Origin of the sequence: Streptomyces sp. NPDC090106 (genome assembly GCF_044747265.1) — a bacterium.
In the GTDB taxonomy this organism is placed as follows: domain Bacteria; phylum Actinomycetota; class Actinomycetes; order Streptomycetales; family Streptomycetaceae; genus Streptomyces.
The window spans coordinates 731,569-748,221 of sequence record NZ_JBIVDS010000002.1 but is presented as its reverse complement, the minus strand read 5'-3'; the positions used below and the strand labels follow the sequence as shown (position 1 = coordinate 748,221).

Genomic DNA, 16,653 nt, shown 5'->3' with positions numbered 1-16,653 from the left:
GAGAGGGGTCTTAATGATCGCTACGGGCGGCACGCGCGCGTGCTGCGCGCCATTCGGGGGCGAGGATCGACCACACCTCCAGGTCGTGCCTCAAGCCACCATAGGGGTGTGCCTCGCGCCGGACGCCATCGCGGGTCATGCCGAGGCGGCGGGCCACGTTCAGGCTGGGGGTGTTCCCCGAGGCCGCGACCCATTCGACGCGGTGGATGCCGCGTTCCTCGACGGCCCAGTCGATGAGGACGCGCATGGCCCGGCCGACGAGCCCGCGGCCGGTCGCGCCGGGTTCCAGCCAGCAGCCGACCTCGCAGTTGCCGGTCGCGGCGTCGAAGTTCAGCGTGAGGACCCCGCCGACGAGCTTTCCGTCGAGCCAGATGCCGTGGTAGCCGCCGGTGTCCTCGGCGCGCATCCGGGCGTACCGCTGGAGGGTCTCGCGGGCGGTGTCGACGTCGACGACCTGTGAGCCGAAGGCGATGTACTGCCCGATGAACTCCCGGCCGCGCTCCAGGTTGGCCAGGAACTCCTCGGCGTGCCACGGCTCCAACGGCCGCAGCTCGGCGTCCTCACCCAGCGATATCGCGTACATCCGCTCCCTTTCCGCGTCCCTCGGTGGCCTGGCCGGGGACCCGGCCGACCAGCTGATCCAGCCTTTCATGCTGGGCGCGGCACTCGGGCGGCTCGATGCTGATGCGGGGCAGGCGGCGGTCCAGCCAGCCGGGCAGCCACCAGTTGGCGCCGCCGAGCAGATGCATGAGGGCGGGGACGAGGAGGGTGCGCAGGACGAAGGCGTCGAGGGCGACGGCGGCGGCGAGGGCGATGCCGAACATGGCGATGACCCGGTCGCCGGAGAGCACGAAGGCGAGGAACACCGAGATCATGATGACCGCGGCCGAGTTGATCACGCGGCTGGTCTCGGCGAGGCCGAGGCGCACGGCCCGCCGGTTGTCGCCGGTCTCCAGCCACTCCTCGTACATCCGGCTGACCAGGAACACCTGGTAGTCCATGGAGAGGCCGAAGAGGACGGACACCATGATGACCGGGAGGAAGGGTTCGATCGGGCCCGCGCGGCCGAGGCCGAGCAGTTCGCTCCCCCAGCCCCACTGGAAGATCGCGACGACCACGCCGAAGGCGGCGGCGACCGCGGCCACGTTCATCGCGGCGGCCTTCAGGGGGATGCCGACGGACCGGAAGGCGAGCAGCAGCAGGACGCAGCCCAGGCCGATGACGACACCGACGAACAGGGGCAGCTTGCCGACGATGACCTCGGCGAAGTCGTCGTAGGAGGCGGTCACCCCGCCGACGCGGAGGTCCAGGGAGGTGCCGGTCTCGGCGCGCGGCAGCACCTCCTGGCGGAGCCGGTCGACGAGGTCGCTGGTCTGCCGCGACTGGGGCGCGGAGGTGGGGACGACGGTGAGGTACCCGGTGTCGCCGGCCGCGTCGTAGGTCACCGGGGTCACGGACGCGACGCCCTCGGTGGTGCGGAGGGTGGCGTCCAGGTTGTCCAGGGCGAGCCGGTCCTCGGCGCCGCTCACCGGGGTGACGAGGGTGAGCGGGCCGTTGACGCCGTCGCCGAACCCGTCGGCGAGCAGGTCGTAGGCCTGGCGGGTGGTGGACGACTCGGGGTTGTTGCCCTGGTCGGAGGTGCCCAGGCGCAGGCCCAGGGTGGGCAGGGCAAGGACGGTGACGACGGCGAGGGCGAGGGCGCCCAGCAGCTTGGGGTGGCGTTCCACGAAGGCCGACCAGCGGGCCGCGAACCCGGTCGGCAGCTCCGGCTCGGGTCCGTGCTCGGCCAGGCGGCGCCGTTCGCGGCGGCTCAGGGCGCGCGGGCCGATGAAGGAGAGCAGGGCGGGCAGGAGGGTCACGGACGCGGCGACGGTGAGGACGACGGTCAGCGAGGCGGCGATGGCGACGCCGTTGAGGAAGCCGAGCCGCAGGATCAGCATCCCCAGCAGCGCTATGCACACCGTGGCACCCGCGAAGACGACGGCCCGTCCGGTCGTCGCGACGGCGTTGGTGATCGACTCGGTGACGTCCAGGCCGCGTTTGAGGCCGCGCCGGTGCCGGGTGACGATGAACAGGGCGTAGTCGATGCCGACGCCGAGGCCGATCAGCATCCCGAGCATGGGGGCGAAGTCGGCGACGGTCATGGCGTGCCCGAGCAGCTCGATGCCGAAGTAGGCGGTGCCGACGCTCACCAGGGCGGTCGCGATGGGCAGCAGGGAGGCGGCGAGCGACCCGAAGGCGAGGAAGAGCACGACGGCGGCGACGACCACGCCGACGGCCTCGGCGACATGGCCTCCGGAGGACTCGGTGAGCGCGATGGCGCTGCCGCCCAGCTCGACCTGGAGGCCGTCGCCCCGGGCGGACGCGGCGACGTCGACGACCGTCTGTGCCTCGGCCGGGGAGATGTCCTCGGCGCGGTCCTCGAAGGTGACGACGGCGTAGGCGGTGCGTCCGTCGGCGCTGATGCGGGCCGAGCCGTCGTCGCCGTAGGGGCCGGTCACGGAGGCGATTCCGGGGAGGCCGGCGATCTCCTCCAGGGTCCGGTTCATGGTCTGTTCGACGGCGGCGGAGCGGACGGTGGTGCCGGCGGGGGTGTGCCAGACGACGGTGTCGCTGTCGCCGCCGAGGTCCGGGAAGCCGGCCTGGAGCAGCTGGGTCGCGCGGCCCGACTCGGTGCCGGGGACCTCGTAGTCGTTGGAGTAGGCCGAGCCCGCGACGGCGGCGCCCGCGGTCACCCCGCCGAAGGCGAGGAGCCACAGCAGTACGGCGACGAGGCGGCGCTGGACACACCAGCGTGCGAGGGCTGCCACGAACGTGCTCCCGGGGGCTGTCGGTGGATCTTTGACCGGGAACTGGTGGTTCACGAGGTGAACGGCCCGCAAAGAACGCATGAGCAAAAGGAACGTATGAGCAATGCGCCGCCCACTCTCGCAGGCGAAATTGATCGTTTATGCCGTTCGTGGCGTTATTCACAGGAGTGGGAGCCAGATCACAGGACAGTAACGGCCGCTCTGTCACGTCAGTCGAACTGGTCGCCCAGCGCCATCACCATCACGCCGATGATCAGCAGCCACAGCGCCCACCGGGTGCGTCCCCGGGCGCCGAGGACCGCCGCGAGCGCGCACACCGCCGCGCCGGACGCGTAGGCGGCGCAGACCAGGGAGGGTGCCGGGCCGGTGAGGCGGAGCACCGCGGCGGCGACACCCGCGAGTGCCAGCAGCGCCCCGCTGCCGAGAGCCGTCCAACGGGCTCTTCGCGCCTCCGGTATGCCGGTCTCGGAATCAACAGGTCCGCTCATGGCGGGCGAGCGTAGCGCGTCCCCCTGAGAACGCCGGTCCGATGCCGCGGGCGCCCGCCCGCGAGCGGGAACACCCCTCGCTTGAGCAGGCGGCCCCGCTCCTTCGTATCCCTATCCGCCGTCCCGGACTCAAGGAGCCCGTCCACCGATGCCAGACATCACCGCCCCCGCCCGCTATCCGCGCAGCAACGGCTACGACGCCCGCTGGGTCGTCGAGAACCAGATGGGCCCCAACGCCCTGTGGCTGCTGGAGTGGCTCGCCCCCGCGCTGGGCCTCGACACCCTGCGCCCCTGCGCCCGCGTCCTGGACCTGGGCTGCGGCCGGGCGCTGACCTCGGTCTTCCTGGCCAGGGAGTACGACGCCCAGGTCACCGCCGCCGACCTGTGGGTCAGGCCGGACGACAACGCGAAACGGATCGCCGAGGCGGGATTCACCGAGCGGGTCCAGCCGGTGCACGCCGAGGCGCACGACCTGCCGTTCGCCGAGGGCGGCTTCGACGCGATCGTGAGCATCGACGCCTACCAGTACTTCGGCACGAACGACCTCTATCTGCCCTCCCTGACGCGGCTGCTGAAGCCCGGCGGCCGGATCGGGATCGTCGTACCGGCGCTGCGGGCGGAGAGCGAGGGCAGCGAGCCGCCGGCGCATCTGGCGCCCTGGTGGCGGGCGGAGTACTGGTGCTTCCACTCCGCCGACTGGTGGCGCCGGCACTGGGCCCGCAGCGGGGCCGTGGAGGTGGAGACGGCCGACTGGCAGCCGGACGGCTGGCGGGACTGGCTGCGCTGGTGCGAGGTGGTCGCCGAGGAGAGCCCCGAGGAGTTCCACCGCACGGCGGCCCGCGAGGTCGCCGAGATGCTCCGCGCGGACGAGGGCCGCGCCCTGGGCTTCGTCCGGGTCGTCGGTCGCCGCCTCTAGCGAACCGTTTCCCGCCGGCCGCCTCAGGCGGACGCACCGAGGGGGACGCGCCACCGAAGTGGCCCGTCCCCCTCGGGAGGAACGCGGGGCTCAGCCCTCGCTGACGCCCAGCTTCTCCAGGATCAGTTCCTTGACGCGGGCCGCGTCGGCCTGACCGCGGGTCGCCTTCATGACCGCGCCGACCAGGGCGCCGGCCGCGGCGACCTTCCCGGAGCGGATCTTGTCGGCGATGCCCGGGTTGCCGGCGATGGCCTCGTCGACGGCGGTGCCGAGGGCACCCTCGTCGGAGACGACCTTCAGACCGCGCTTGTCGACGACCTCGTCCGGGGTGCCCTCGCCGGCGAGGACGCCCTCGATGACCTGGCGGGCCAGCTTGTCGTTGAGGTCGCCCTTGGAGACCAGCTCGGTGACCCGGGCGACCTGCTCCGGCGTGATGGCCAGCTCGTCGAGCGAGGTGCCCGACTCGTTGGCGCTGCGGGCCAGTTCACCCATCCACCACTTGCGGGCGGACGCCGCGTCGGCACCGGCGTCGATCGTGGCGACGATCAGGTCCAGCGCGGCGGCGTTGGTGATCGCCTGCATGTCGAGCGCGGTGATGCCCCACTCGGCGAGCAGCCGGGTACGGCGGGCCAGCGGCAGCTCCGGGAGCGCCACGCGGATCTCCTCGACCCACGCACGGGACGGGGCGACCGGGACGAGGTCGGGCTCCGGGAAGTACCGGTAGTCCTCGGCCTCCTCCTTCACCCGGCCCGAGGTCGTGGACCCGGTGTCCTCGTGGAAGTGGCGGGTCTCCTGGATGATCGTGCCGCCGCTGTTGAGGACCGCGGCGTGCCGCTGGATCTCGAAGCGGGCGGCACGCTCCACGGAGCGCAGCGAGTTGACGTTCTTCGTCTCGCTGCGGGTGCCGAACTTCTCGCGGCCGTGCGGGCGCAGCGACAGGTTCACGTCGCAGCGCATCTGGCCCATCTCCATCCGCGCCTCGGACACACCGAGGGCCCGGATGACCTCGCGCAGCTCCCGCACGTACGCCCGCGCGACCTCGGGGGCGCGCTCGCCCGCTCCCTCGATCGGCTTGGTGACGATCTCGATGAGCGGGATGCCGGCGCGGTTGTAGTCCAGCAGGGAGTGCGAGGCGCCGTGGATACGGCCCGTCGCGCCGCCCACGTGGGTCGACTTGCCGGTGTCCTCCTCCATGTGGGCGCGCTCGATCTCCACACGGAAGGTCTCGCCGTCCTCCAGCTGGACGTCGAGGTAGCCGTTGAAGGCGATCGGCTCGTCGTACTGGGAGGTCTGGAAGTTCTTCGGCATGTCCGGATAGAAGTAGTTCTTCCGGGCGAAGCGGCACCACTCGGCGATCTCGCAGTTCAGCGCGAGACCGATCTTGATCGCCGACTCGACGCCGGTCGCGTTGACGACCGGGAGCGCGCCGGGCAGGCCGAGGCAGGTGGGGCAGGTCTGCGTGTTGGCGTCCTGACCGAGTTCGGTCGAACAGCCGCAGAACATCTTGGTCTTGGTGCCGAGTTCGACATGGACCTCAAGGCCCATGACGGGGTCGTACGACGCGAGAGCGTCCTCGTACGACTCCAGGTCGGTCGTGGTGGTCACGGTGAAACTTCCCTCTCAGCCCAGCAGGACGTCGTCGTCGCCCAGCCGCTTCAGCTCGCGGTACAGGATGGCGAGACCGGTGACGATCGCGACCGCGGAGACGGTGGCGTCGACCAGCCGGAGCGTGTCCTGCTCGGTGCGGGCCTTCTTGATCTGCTTGGCGACACCCAGCGCGCCGAACGCGGTGGTGGCCATCGACAGGTACGTACCGGACTTGGACTTCTTGAAGTCCTTCGCCTTGGTCAGCTTGCTCACAGCGACGGTGCCTCCTCCAGGAGCGGGTGCCCCCACCTTTCCACGAAGGCGGCCTCGACGGCGGCGCCGACCTTGTACAGCCGGTCGTCCTTCAGGGCCGGGGCGATGATCTGGAGCCCCACGGGGAGGTTGTCCTCGGGTGCCAGACCGCACGGCAGCGACATGGCCGCGTTGCCCGCGAGGTTGGTCGGGATGGTGCAGAGGTCGGCCAGGTACATCGCCATCGGGTCGTCGGCGCGCTCGCCGATCGCGAAGGCGGTGGTGGGCGTGGTGGGCGACACGATCACGTCCACCGACTCGAAGGCCTTCTCGAAGTCGCGCGTGATGAGCGTGCGCACCTTCTGGGCGGAGCCGTAGTAGGCGTCGTAGTAGCCGCTGCTCAGCGCGTACGTGCCGAGCATGATCCGGCGCTTGACCTCGGGGCCGAAGCCCGCCTCACGGGTGAGGGAGGTGACCTCCTCGGCGGAGTGCGTGCCGTCGTCGCCGGTGCGGCGGCCGTAGCGCAGGCCGTCGAAGCGGGCGAGGTTGGAGGAGCACTCGGAGGGCGCGATGAGGTAGTACGCCGACAGGGCGAGGTCGAAGGACGGGCAGTCCAGTTCGACGATCTCGGCGCCCAGCTCCTTGAGGAGGGCGACGGACTCGTCGAACCGATGGATGACGCCGGCCTGGTAGCCCTCGCCGCGGAACTGCTTGACGACGCCGACGCGCATGCCCTCGACGCTGCCGTTGCGGGCGGCCTCGACGACCGGCGGGACGGGCGCGTCGATGGAGGTGGAGTCGAGCGGGTCGTGCCCGGCGATGACCTCGTGCAGCAGGGCCGCGTCCAGGACCGTGCGGGCGCAGGGGCCGCCCTGGTCGAGGGAGGAGGAGAAGGCGACCATGCCGTACCGGGACACGGCCCCGTAGGTCGGCTTGACGCCCACCGTGCCGGTGACGGCGGCCGGCTGGCGGATGGAGCCGCCGGTGTCGGTGCCGATGGCGAGGGGCGCCTGGAAGGAGGCGAGCGCGGCGGAGGAACCGCCGCCGGAGCCGCCGGGGATCTTGGTGAGGTCCCAGGGGTTGCCGGTCGGGCCGTAGGCGCTGTTCTCGGTGGAGGACCCCATGGCGAACTCGTCCATGTTGGTCTTGCCGAGGATGACGACGTCGGCGGCCTTCAGACGCTTGGTGAGCGTGGCGTCGTACGGCGGGATCCAGCCTTCGAGGATCTTGGAGCCGACGGTCGTCGGGATGCCCTCGGTGGTGAAGATGTCCTTCAGCGCGAGGGGCACACCGGCGAGCGGGCCGAGCTTCTCGCCGGCCTCCCGCTTGGCGTCCACGGCACGCGCCTGGGCGAGGGCGCCCTCGCGGTCGACGTGCAGGAAGGCGTGCACCTTCTCGTCGACGGCCTCGATCCGGGCGAGGTGGGCCTCGGTGACCTGGACGGCCGTCAGCTCGCCGGAGGCGATCCTCGCGGCGGTCTCGGCGGCGGTGAGCTTGATGATGTCCGTCATGACTTCTTAGTCCTCCCCCAGGATCTGCGGCACCTTGAAACGCTGCTGCTCCTGGGCCGGGGCGCCGGAGAGCGCCTGCTCGGGGGTGAGCGACGGACGGACCTCGTCCACGCGCATGACGTTCGTCAGCGGGAGCGGGTGCGAGGTCGGCGGTACGTCTTGGTCGGCGACCTCGCTGACGCGGGCGACCGCGCCGATGATGTCGTCCAGCTGGCCGGCGAAGTGTTCAAGCTCTTCGGGCTTCAGCTCCAGACGCGCCAGCCGAGCGAGGTGCGCGACCTCCTCGCGCGTGATGCCAGGCATGCAGCGATCCTCTGGGGTGGTGAGTGTGTGTGGTTTGGGGCCAATCCTATGGGGCGGGAGCAGCCGGTCGTCACGCGGTTTCGTGTCCGTCAGACCGCGAAGAGCAGCGCGGCGCTGATCAGGACGATCACGGCGGTGGCGAAGTGGACTCCGAAGGCGGTCGCCCTGGGCCCGCCGTGGCGCAGCACGATCACCGTGTCGACGAGCGGGACGAGCGCGACGCAGAGCATGAACCAGGCCTCCGCGCGGGCCCCGGCGAAGGCCAGCAGCGCGAGGCCGACGACGCCGAAGGTGCCGTCCCTGAGGCCCTTGACGGAGAGGTACGCGCCGGCGTCTCCGTCGGGGCGGGCGGGGACGCCGTAGCCGGTGGCGGCGGAGGCGGGCTGGAGCAGGAACCGGTAGCCGAGGAACAGGCAGAACAGGTTGAGCAGGACGGCCAGGGTGTACGCGGTCGCGGTCATGGTCGGTTCTCCTCACTGACGACTGTTTTCTAGCAGCGCTAGTAGTGAGAGCGAAGCTAGCAGAGCGTCGACAGATTGGCTAGCGCTGCTAGAATCCGGGGCATGTCGATTCAGACGCGCCGGGAGCGCGAACGTGCGGAGCGGGAGCGGCTGATCGTCACGGCCGCCCGGGAACTGGCCGAGGCGGAGGGCTGGGACGCGGTGACCACACGCCGGCTGGCCGCCGAGATCGAGTACAGCCAGCCCGTCCTGTACAGCCACTTCAAGGGCAAGGACGCGATCATGACGGCCGTCGCGGTGCAGGGCATCGAGGAGCTGGGCGACGAGATGCGGGCGGCCCGCGCGGCGGCGTCCGGCGCGCGGGAGACGCTCGCGGCGGTCGGCGGGGCCTACACGGCGTTCGCGCTGCGGCGCCCCGCCCTGTACGACGCGATGTTCACCCACCGCGTGGACCTGCCGTTCGCCACCCCTGAGGCCCCGGCCGCGCTGTGGGCGGCCTTCAACGAGCTACTGGGCGCCGTCGAACCCGTCGCGGCACAGGGCGAGGACCCCGGTCTGCTGGCGGAGACGTTCTGGGCGGGCCTGCACGGCCTGGTGACGCTGATGCGCAGCGGGCGCCTGCCGGAGGCCGCGCACCAGGAGCGCCTCGCCCTGCTGATCGGTCACTTCACGGCGGGCCGGGACTGACGCGCGGCTGTCACGGCGGGCCGGGACTGACGCGCGCGCCTCACCCGTCCGCCGACGCGCGGCTCACTCGTCCGTGGCGGCCGCGGGCAGGGCCGCCCGCGGGCGCTGCCAGCCGCGTGAACCGCGCGCCCGCAGCCAGGCCGTCGTCTCCTCCGGCGGCATGGCCGCCGCGACCAGCCAGCCCTGTACGGCGTCACAGCCCAGGTCGCGCAGCCGCTCCCAGGTCTCGTCGTCCTCGACGCCCTCCGCGACGACGAGCAGGCCCAGCGAATGGGCCAGGTCCACCGTGCAGCGGACGATCTCGGCGTCCTCGGTGTCCACCGCGAGACGGGCCACGAACGAGCGGTCGATCTTCAGCTCGCTGACGGGGAGGCTGCGCAGATGGACGAGGGAGGAGTAACCGGTGCCGAAGTCGTCGAGGGACATCTTCACGCCGTGGCCGGTCAGCCCGGCGAGGGTGTCGGCGGCCCGCTGCGGGTCCTCCAGGAGCACGTGCTCGGTTATCTCCAGCTGCAGGGAGCCCGCCGGGACGCCGTGCCGGGCCAGCCGGGCGGCGACCGAGCCCGCGAAGCCGGGGGTGTGGACGTCCCGCGGCGAGACGTTGACCGCGACCGGGACGTGCAGCCCCTGCGCCCGCCACTGGGCGACCTGGGCGAGCGCCGTGTCGAGGACGTACTCCGTCAGGTACGGCATCAGCCCGGACGACTCGGCGATCGCGATGAACTCGTCCGGCGGTACCTTCCCGCGCTCCGGATGCACCCACCGCACCAGCGCCTCCAGGCCCGCGACCTGACCGTCGAAGCGGACCTTGGGCTGGTAGTGGAGCTGCACCTCGTGCGCGTCGAGCGCCCGCCGCAGGTCGCCCAGCAGGCCCAGCCGGTCGGGGGTGTTGGAGTCCCGCTTGGACTCGTAGACCTCGACGCCCGTGCGGTCCCGCTTGGCCTGGTACATCGCCACGTCCGCCCGGCGCAGCAGCCCCTCGGCGTCCAGGGCGTGGTCCGGGAAGACGGCGACCCCCGCGCTGGCCTCCAGCACGAGGGTGAGCCCGTCGAGATCGAGCGGCGAACTGAGGGCGGACACCAGGGCGCGGGCGACGCGGGTGGCGGACGTCGTGGAGTCGGCGACCGGCAGCAGGACGGCGAACTCGTCGCCGCCGAGCCGCGCGGCCTCCGCACCACGCGGCAGGGCCTGCTGGAGCCGGTCGGCTATCTGCAGGAGCAGCCGGTCACCGGCGAGATGGCCCAGGGTGTCGTTGACCGACCGGAAGCGGTCGAGGTCGATGAGCATCAGGGCGGAGCGGGCGCCGATGCGCTCGGCGTCGTCCAGCGCGGTCCAGATACGTTCCAGCAGCCACTGCCGGTTGGGCAGACCGGTCAGCGGGTCGCGCAGCTGTTCCTCGGCGCGGGCGCGGGCCATCCACAGGGTGGAGTCGAGGGCGATCAGCGGGATCGCGAAGAGCGGGAGCAGCACGGGCTTGGCCACGGCGACGACACAGACCAGCGGGGCGATGCCGAGCAGCGCGACGGCGACCAGGCCCTGTCTGGCCAGGGCGGTGCGGGCGACGGTGGGCAGTCCGCCGCTGCGGGGCGCGTGCAGGTACCAGAGCAGGCCGCGGGTGACCGCGAGATAGGTCGCCGCGACGAGGATGACCTCGGGGGCGGTGTAGACCGACCAGGTGTCGGGGTTCCAGGGGGCCTCGACGGACGGCACCCGGCCGAACGCGGCGAGGACGAGGGCTCCGGCGGCGATGCCGAGGATGTCCACCGCGCCGTGCAGGATGCCCTGCCGCCAGCGGTGGCGCCTGGCTATCCCGACCAGCACGACGACGGTGAGGCTGACCATCCCGGCCGGCACCCAGCCGTACAGCATCAGCACGGCCAGGGTCAGGGCGGCGCCGGAGCCGGTGCCGCCCCACCAGCGGGCGCGGCCGAGCGCGACGAGATGGCCGACGATGACGCCGGTCAGCACGGCGAGCGCCCAGCCCGCGGTGCCGGACGGGAAGAGCGCGTGGCTGCCGCTGAACGCCCGGTAGAAACCGGCGCCGAGGACGAACCCGGCCGCCGCGACGACCGCCGCGGGCAGCGCGGGCCAGGTCAGATGCCGGTCCGGATCGGCCCCGGGCAGCAGCCCGGTGGCGGGGTCGGGCGTCAGGGGTACGACGGCACGTGCCTCCATGACGGCCGCCCGGCCGGCGTCACCCGGGCGTTCCGTGGCCCCCGTGGGTCTGCGCCCCCGCCAGGTGCCGGCCATCCGGCGCAGCCGTGAGTACGGGGCGGCGCTCTCGGTCGGTTCCATTCCCGTCCCTCTCACAGCCGGCGGTGCTGGCGCCACGCGGCCCGTTGCCCTGCGAACCCTCCACGGCGCCGTGGTGGAAAACCCTTCCCCGTGCTCCGCCGGAGCACGCGGACGCCCCCACCGCAGCCGGGCACGGAAGGCGCACGTCTCAACAGTAGGCCGCGGAAGGCTTCCACGGGCAGCGGTCGTCGACGGTTGCCCGAATGCGCCCCGGCCACCCGTATGCATCTGGTATGCGCCGATCGGGTGGCCTTCAACCGCCGTTCCGCTCTCCTGATCGCCTGCCGCCCGTCTACTCCTCGTTCGGAAGCGCGACGCCGGCGGCGGCCTCCGGGCCCTGTTCCAGCAGGACGCCGAAGCCGTCCTCGTTCAGCACGGGCACCTTGAGCTGCATCGCCTTGTCGTACTTCGAACCGGGATTGTCCCCCACGACGACGAAGGACGTCTTCTTCGAAACCGAACCGGTGACCTTGGCGCCACGGGACTGGAGGGCGTCCTTCGCGCCGTCGCGGGTGAAGTGCTCCAGGGTGCCGGTGACGACGACGGTGAGCCCTTCGAGCGGGCGCGGTCCCTCGTCCTCGCCGGAGCCCTCCTCCTCCATCCGCACGCCGGCGGCCCGCCACTTGCGGAGGATCTCCTGGTGCCACTCCTCGGCGAACCACTCCTTGAGCGACTTGGCGATGATCCCGCCGACGCCCTCGGTCGCGGACAGCTCCTCCTCCGTGGCCTGTTCGATGCGCTCGATGGAGCGGAACTCACGGGCGAGCGCCTCGGCGGCGACCGGGCCGACATGGCGGATCGACAGACCGGTGAGGACACGGGCGAGCGGGCGGTCCTTGGCCGCCGCGATGTTCTCCAGCATGGACAGGGCGTTCTTCCTGGGCTCGCCCTGCTGGTTGGCGAAGAACGTGGCGACCTTCTCCTCGCCGGTCTTCGGGTCCCGCTTGGGCAGCCCGCTGTCCTGGTCGAGAACGTACGCCTTGATCGGGAGCAGTTGCTCGATCGTGAGGTCGAACAGGTCGCCCTCGTCGAGGAGCGGCGGCTCGGAGGGCTCCAGCGGCTTGGTGAGGGCCGCGGCGGCGACGTATCCGAAGTGCTCGATGTCCAGGCTCTTGCGGCCCGCGAGATAGAAGAGCCGCTCGCGCAACTGGGCCGGGCAGCTGCGGGCGTTGGGGCAGCGCAGGTCGACGTCGCCCTCCTTCATGGGCCTGAGCGGCGTCCCGCACTCGGGGCACTCGGCGGGCATCACGAACTCCCGCTCGGTGCCGTCCCGCAGGTCGACGACCGGGCCGAGGATCTCCGGGATGACGTCACCGGCCTTGCGGAGCACCACCGTGTCGCCGATGAGGACGCCCTTGAGCTTGACGACGTCCTGGTTGTGCAGGGTGGCGAACTCGACCTCGGAGCCGGCGACGGTGACCGGCTCGACCTGCGCGTAGGGCGTGACACGGCCCGTACGGCCCACGCCCACGCGGATGTTGACGAGCTTGGTGTTGACCTCCTCGGGCGCGTACTTCCAGGCGATGGCCCAGCGGGGCGCGCGGGAGGTGGAGCCAAGGCGGCCCTGGAGCGGGATCTCGTCCAGCTTGATGACGGCGCCGTCGATCTCGTGCTCGACGGAGTGGCGGTTCTCGCCGAAGTGGGCGATGAACTCCCGTACGCCGTCGAGGTCGTCGACCACCCGGTTGTGCTGAGCGGTCGGCAGCCCCCAGGACTTGAGCAGGTCGTACGCCTCGGACAGCCGGGTCAGGCCCTCGTACCCCTCCAGGGCGCCGATGCCGTGGACGACCATGTGCAGGGGGCGGCCGGCGGTGACGCGCGGGTCCTTCTGGCGCAGCGAACCGGCCGCCGCGTTGCGGGGATTGGCGAAGGGCTTGTCGCCGGCCTCGACCAGGCGGGCGTTGAGCTCCTCGAACTTCTCCATCGGGAAGTAGACCTCGCCGCGGATCTCGACGAGATCGGGGACACGGTCGCCGGTGAGCCGGTCGGGGATCTCGGCGATCGTGCGCACGTTCGGCGTGATGTCCTCGCCGGTACGGCCGTCGCCGCGGGTGGCGGCCCGGGTGAGCCTGCCGTGCTCGTAGGTGAGGTTCACGGCGAGGCCGTCGACCTTCAGCTCGCACAGCAGGTGGTAGCCGGAGGAGCCGACGTCCTTGGCGACCCGCTCGGCCCAGGCGGCCAACTCCTCGTCGTCGAAGGCGTTGTCGAGGGAGAGCATCCGGGAGCGGTGCTGGACCGAGGTGAACTCGGTCGCGTAGGCGCCCGCGACCTTCTGGGTCGGGGAATCGGGCGTGCGCAGCTCGGGGAAGCGCTCCTCCAAGGCTTCGAGGGCGCGCAATTGCCGGTCGAACTCCGCGTCACTGACGACGGGGGCGTCGTTCACGTAGTACCGGAAGCGGTGCTCCTCGATCTGCTCAGCGAGCTGCGCGTGCTGCTCCCGTGCCTCGGCGGGCACCGTCGTCTCCGCTTGCTTGTCGCCGGCCACCGTGTGGTCCTCCCGTTACTCAGGGTTGTCCGCGAGGGATCTCGCCGCCTGGACGCAGTGGGCGAGCGCCTTGCGCGCGTACTCGGGAGAGGCCCCCGCGAGCCCGCACGACGGGGTGATGGTGACCGCCTCCGCGAGAAGCCCCGGTTGCAGCCCCAGCCTGCGCCACAGCGTCCTGACACCCATGACGCTACCGGCAGGGTCCGACAATCGGCCGTCCGTGCCCGGCACGACACCGGCGAACAGTCGCGTGCCGGCTTCCACCGCCTCGCCGATGGCGTCGTCGTCACGCTCGGTGAGGAGGCTGAAGTCGAAGGAGACCGCCGCGGCGCCCGCCCGGCGCAGCAGGGCGAACGGGACGTCCGGTGCGCACGAGTGGACCACGACGGGACCGTCGCCGTGAACCCCGACGACCTCGCGCAGCGCGGCCTCGACGAGCTGCCGGTCGGCGGCGCGGTGGGTGCGGTAGCCGCTGGCCGTCCTCACCTGCCCGCGCAGGACGGCGATGAGGGACGGTTCGTCGAGTTGCAGGACCAGCCGGGCGCCGGGCACCCGTCGCTGCACCTCGGCGAGGTGGACGCGGAGGCCTTCGGCGAGGGAGGCGGTGAGGTCGCGGCAGGCGCCTGCGTCGGAGAGCGCGGACTCTCCGTTCCTCAGCTCCAGGGCGGCGGCGAGCGTCCACGGGCCGACGGCCTGCACCTTGAGGAGGCCCTCGTACCCCTGGGTGAACTCCTCGATCGCGTCGAGGTCCTCGCCCAGCCAGGACCTGGCCCGCTTGGTGTCGCGGCCCGGGTGGTCGCCGAGGCGCCAGCCGCTGGGTTCGACGCGGGCGAACAGTTCGACGAGCATGCCGGCGGTGCGGCCGATCATGTCGGCGCCGGGGCCGCGTGCGGGCAGTTCGGCGAGGAACGGGAAGTCCTCGAAGGACCCGGTGCTGGCCTTCGCGGCCTCCCGGGCGTCGCCTCCCGGCAGCGAACCGACGCCGGTGGCGGGTGCAAAACGATTCTCAACGCTCACACCCCGAACCCTACGTTTCCCGCCCCCGCCGCCCCTACCCGTCCCGACCCTGGGGGCTGCGCCCCCAGACCCCCTTTGTCCTCAGACGCCGGACGGGCTGAAAAAACCTGTACTTCAGCCCCCTCCGGCGTCTGAGGAGCGGGGGTCCAGGGGGCGGCGCCCCATGGGACGGGAACGGGACGGGGCGGCGGGGGCGGAACAGGCCCGTCAGCGGCCCGGGCGGACCGTCAGGTCGTTGATCTCCGCGTCGCGCGGGAGGTCGATCGCCGTGAGGATCGTCGTCGCGACGGACTCGGGGTCGATCCACCGGGAGGGGTCGTACTCCTTGCCCTCCTGCTGATGGACCTTGGCCTGCATGGGACTGGCCGTCCGGCCGGGGTACACCGACGTCACCCGGACCCCGTTCGCGTGCTCCTCGTCCCGGAGCGAGTCCGCCAGCGCCTTCAGCCCGTGCTTGGACGCCGCGTACGCGGACCAGTCGGCGTGCGCCCGCAGCCCCGCCCCGGAGTTGACGAACACCACGTGCCCGCGCGCGACCCGCAGCTGCGGCAGGAAGTGCCGGGTCAGCTCGGCCGGCGAGACCAGGTTGACGTTGAGCTGGTGGCGCCAGGACTTGGGGGTGAGGTCACCGACGGGGCCCAGATCGACGACGCCCGCGATGTGCAGCAGGGAGTCCACCCGGTCGGGCAGGCTCTGGTGGGAGAAGGCCCAGCTGAGCTTGTCGGGATCGGCGAGGTCCCCGACGAGGGTCCGCGCACCGGGGTACTCCGCCGCCAGTTCCTTCGCCCGCGCCGCGTCCCGCGCGTGGAGCACGAGGTCGTCCCCGCGCGCGTGCAGCCGACGGGCGACGGCGGCGCCGATGCCGGACCCGGCACCGGTGATCACATGTGTAGCCATGCCGCCATGCTCGCATCACCCGGGGGTCACACGACGCCGAGGTTCTCCTCGATGTGGGCGAGCGCGCCCACCGGCTCCTCGGCGAAGAACACGAGCTCGGTGAGGGGGACGGGCAGGAAGCCCTCGTCCTCCATGCGCCGGAACTGCTGCTTGAGGCCGTCGTAGAAGCCCGCGGTGTTGAGCAGGACGACGGGCTTGGTGGTGTGGCCGTGCTTCTTCAGTTCCAGGATCTCGGTGGCCTCGTCGAGGGTTCCGGTGCCGCCGACCATGACGACGACCGCGTCGGCCTTCTCCAGCAGCAGCGCCTTGCGCTCGGCGAGGTCCTTGGCGACGACCATCTCGTCGACGCCGGGGCGGGCCTTCGCGGCGAGGAACTCCACGGAGACGCCGACCAGCTTGCCGCCCGTCTCCTGCACGCCGTCGGCGACGACCTTCATCAGACCGACGTCGGAGCCGCCCCACACCAGCGTGTGCCCTCCCTTGCCCAGCAGTTCCGCGAACTCGCGCGCGGGTCGGGTGTAACGGTCGTCGAGGTCGGCGGCGGAGAGGAAGACACAGATTCGCATGACGCAACCGTACGCGGGAAGAACCGGCGGCCGGCGGGCGCTGTCCCGGTATGGCTGATGGACACACGATCACGATCGAGCAGGGCACCGGACGGGTGCGGGCGATCCATGACGGACAGGTGCTGGCGGACAGCGCCCGCCCGCTGGTCCTCAAGGAGACGGGCTGCCCGCCGCGCTACTACCTGCCGCCCGAGGACGTCCGGCTGGACCTGCTGACGCCCTCGGACACGCAGACCTACTGTCCGTTCAAGGGGCAGGCCTCCTACTGGTCCCTGCCGGACGCGCCCGACCTCGTCTGGTACTACCCCGACCCGAAGGCGGACGTGGCCCAGATCAAGGACCACCTGTGCTTCTACACGGTGGAGGTGACGGACTAGG

General features: G+C 71.7%; 16 protein-coding genes. 3 read left to right on the top strand and 13 right to left on the bottom strand.

Translation table 11 applies throughout. The features are described from left to right. Window positions 1-10: 10 nt before the first annotated feature. The 3 genes from ACIPSE_RS08915 to ACIPSE_RS08905 form a co-directional block, all read right to left on the bottom strand. The gene (locus ACIPSE_RS08915; protein WP_401659204.1) at window positions 11-583 is read right to left on the bottom strand and encodes a GNAT family N-acetyltransferase; all 573 of its coding nucleotides are present in this window, start codon (window positions 581-583) and stop codon (window positions 11-13) included. Beyond that, on the bottom strand, window positions 561-2,810 hold the full coding sequence (locus ACIPSE_RS08910) for an MMPL family transporter (RefSeq protein WP_401659201.1): 2,250 nt from the start codon (window positions 2,808-2,810) through the stop codon (window positions 561-563). Before ACIPSE_RS08910 ends, ACIPSE_RS08915 begins: the two co-directional genes overlap by 23 nt. 209 nt (window positions 2,811-3,019) lie before the next feature. After that, window positions 3,020-3,298: a hypothetical protein gene (locus ACIPSE_RS08905; RefSeq protein WP_401659199.1), complete on the bottom strand. Its 279-nt coding sequence runs from the start codon at window positions 3,296-3,298 to the stop codon at window positions 3,020-3,022. A gap of 148 nt (window positions 3,299-3,446) precedes the next feature. On the opposite strand from ACIPSE_RS08905, the gene ACIPSE_RS08900 reads away from it, so the two are divergent. Continuing rightward, on the top strand, window positions 3,447-4,214 hold the full coding sequence (locus ACIPSE_RS08900; RefSeq protein ID WP_401659197.1) for an SAM-dependent methyltransferase: 768 nt from the start codon (window positions 3,447-3,449) through the stop codon (window positions 4,212-4,214). A 90-nt stretch (window positions 4,215-4,304) separates the two neighbouring features. On the opposite strand, the gene gatB is transcribed toward ACIPSE_RS08900, so the two are convergent. The 5 genes from gatB to ACIPSE_RS08875 all read right to left on the bottom strand — a co-directional run bounded on the left by gatB (window position 4,305) and on the right by ACIPSE_RS08875 (window position 8,328). Continuing rightward, window positions 4,305-5,819 carry an Asp-tRNA(Asn)/Glu-tRNA(Gln) amidotransferase subunit GatB gene (gene gatB, locus ACIPSE_RS08895; protein WP_401659195.1) on the bottom strand — a complete coding sequence of 505 codons (1,515 nt, stop codon included), beginning with the start codon at window positions 5,817-5,819 and terminating at the stop codon, window positions 4,305-4,307. A 15-nt stretch (window positions 5,820-5,834) separates the two neighbouring features. Then, window positions 5,835-6,074, bottom strand: coding sequence for a hypothetical protein (locus ACIPSE_RS08890; protein ID WP_401659193.1), 240 nt, complete (start codon window positions 6,072-6,074; stop codon window positions 5,835-5,837). Next, entirely contained in the window at window positions 6,071-7,564 is a 1,494-nt protein-coding gene (gatA, locus tag ACIPSE_RS08885) for an Asp-tRNA(Asn)/Glu-tRNA(Gln) amidotransferase subunit GatA (RefSeq protein ID WP_401659190.1), read from the bottom strand. Before gatA ends, ACIPSE_RS08890 begins: the two co-directional genes overlap by 4 nt. A gap of 6 nt (window positions 7,565-7,570) precedes the next feature. Next, window positions 7,571-7,867 (bottom strand): Asp-tRNA(Asn)/Glu-tRNA(Gln) amidotransferase subunit GatC, encoded by a 297-nt coding sequence (gene gatC, locus ACIPSE_RS08880; protein WP_031485327.1) that lies wholly within the window; start codon window positions 7,865-7,867, stop codon window positions 7,571-7,573. A gap of 89 nt (window positions 7,868-7,956) precedes the next feature. Then, window positions 7,957-8,328, bottom strand: a complete 372-nt coding sequence (locus ACIPSE_RS08875; RefSeq protein ID WP_401659187.1) for a DUF4267 domain-containing protein — start codon at window positions 8,326-8,328, stop codon at window positions 7,957-7,959. Window positions 8,329-8,430: 102 nt separating this feature from the next. Between ACIPSE_RS08875 and ACIPSE_RS08870 the strand changes: the two genes are divergently transcribed. Then, window positions 8,431-9,015, top strand: a complete 585-nt coding sequence (locus tag ACIPSE_RS08870) for a TetR/AcrR family transcriptional regulator (protein WP_401659184.1) — start codon at window positions 8,431-8,433, stop codon at window positions 9,013-9,015. Between the two features lie 63 nt (window positions 9,016-9,078). Here ACIPSE_RS08870 and ACIPSE_RS08865 read toward each other — a convergent pair whose 3' ends face one another. The 5 genes from ACIPSE_RS08865 to ACIPSE_RS08845 form a co-directional block, all read right to left on the bottom strand. Beyond that, window positions 9,079-11,310 (bottom strand): putative bifunctional diguanylate cyclase/phosphodiesterase, encoded by a 2,232-nt coding sequence (locus ACIPSE_RS08865; RefSeq protein ID WP_401659181.1) that lies wholly within the window; start codon window positions 11,308-11,310, stop codon window positions 9,079-9,081. A gap of 292 nt (window positions 11,311-11,602) precedes the next feature. Next, window positions 11,603-13,795 carry an NAD-dependent DNA ligase LigA gene (gene ligA / locus ACIPSE_RS08860; RefSeq protein ID WP_401659178.1) on the bottom strand — a complete coding sequence of 731 codons (2,193 nt, stop codon included), beginning with the start codon at window positions 13,793-13,795 and terminating at the stop codon, window positions 11,603-11,605. Between the two features lie 15 nt (window positions 13,796-13,810). Continuing rightward, window positions 13,811-14,812: a methionine synthase gene (locus ACIPSE_RS08855; protein WP_401659175.1), complete on the bottom strand. Its 1,002-nt coding sequence runs from the start codon at window positions 14,810-14,812 to the stop codon at window positions 13,811-13,813. Window positions 14,813-15,019: 207 nt separating this feature from the next. Further along, window positions 15,020-15,709 (bottom strand): SDR family oxidoreductase, encoded by a 690-nt coding sequence (locus ACIPSE_RS08850; protein WP_401659172.1) that lies wholly within the window; start codon window positions 15,707-15,709, stop codon window positions 15,020-15,022. 26 nt (window positions 15,710-15,735) lie between these two features. Then, window positions 15,736-16,275, bottom strand: coding sequence for a TIGR00730 family Rossman fold protein (locus ACIPSE_RS08845; protein WP_401659169.1), 540 nt, complete (start codon window positions 16,273-16,275; stop codon window positions 15,736-15,738). 50 nt (window positions 16,276-16,325) lie between these two features. Here ACIPSE_RS08845 and ACIPSE_RS08840 point away from each other — a divergent pair, with 50 nt between their 5' ends. Further along, on the top strand, window positions 16,326-16,652 hold the full coding sequence (locus ACIPSE_RS08840; RefSeq protein WP_401659166.1) for a DUF427 domain-containing protein: 327 nt from the start codon (window positions 16,326-16,328) through the stop codon (window positions 16,650-16,652). Window position 16,653: the final 1 nt, after the last annotated feature.

Excerpts from the sequence above, each read along its gene's own strand:
- ACIPSE_RS08845 (WP_401659169.1), bottom strand. The coding sequence starts at position 16,275 with ATGCGAATCTGTGTCTTCCTCTCCGCCGCCGACCTCGACGACCGTTAC.
- ACIPSE_RS08915 (WP_401659204.1), bottom strand. The coding sequence starts at position 583 with ATGTACGCGATATCGCTGGGTGAGGACGCCGAGCTGCGGCCGTTGGAG.
- ACIPSE_RS08900 (WP_401659197.1), top strand. The coding sequence starts at position 3,447 with ATGCCAGACATCACCGCCCCCGCCCGCTATCCGCGCAGCAACGGCTAC.
- ACIPSE_RS08870 (WP_401659184.1), top strand. The coding sequence starts at position 8,431 with ATGTCGATTCAGACGCGCCGGGAGCGCGAACGTGCGGAGCGGGAGCGG.
- ACIPSE_RS08905 (WP_401659199.1), bottom strand. The coding sequence starts at position 3,298 with ATGAGCGGACCTGTTGATTCCGAGACCGGCATACCGGAGGCGCGAAGA.
- gatA (WP_401659190.1), bottom strand. The coding sequence starts at position 7,564 with ATGACGGACATCATCAAGCTCACCGCCGCCGAGACCGCCGCGAGGATC.
- gatC (WP_031485327.1), bottom strand. The coding sequence starts at position 7,867 with ATGCCTGGCATCACGCGCGAGGAGGTCGCGCACCTCGCTCGGCTGGCG.
- ACIPSE_RS08840 (WP_401659166.1), top strand. The coding sequence starts at position 16,326 with ATGGCTGATGGACACACGATCACGATCGAGCAGGGCACCGGACGGGTG.
- ACIPSE_RS08875 (WP_401659187.1), bottom strand. The coding sequence starts at position 8,328 with ATGACCGCGACCGCGTACACCCTGGCCGTCCTGCTCAACCTGTTCTGC.
- ACIPSE_RS08865 (WP_401659181.1), bottom strand. The coding sequence starts at position 11,310 with ATGGAACCGACCGAGAGCGCCGCCCCGTACTCACGGCTGCGCCGGATG.
- ACIPSE_RS08850 (WP_401659172.1), bottom strand. The coding sequence starts at position 15,709 with ATGGCTACACATGTGATCACCGGTGCCGGGTCCGGCATCGGCGCCGCC.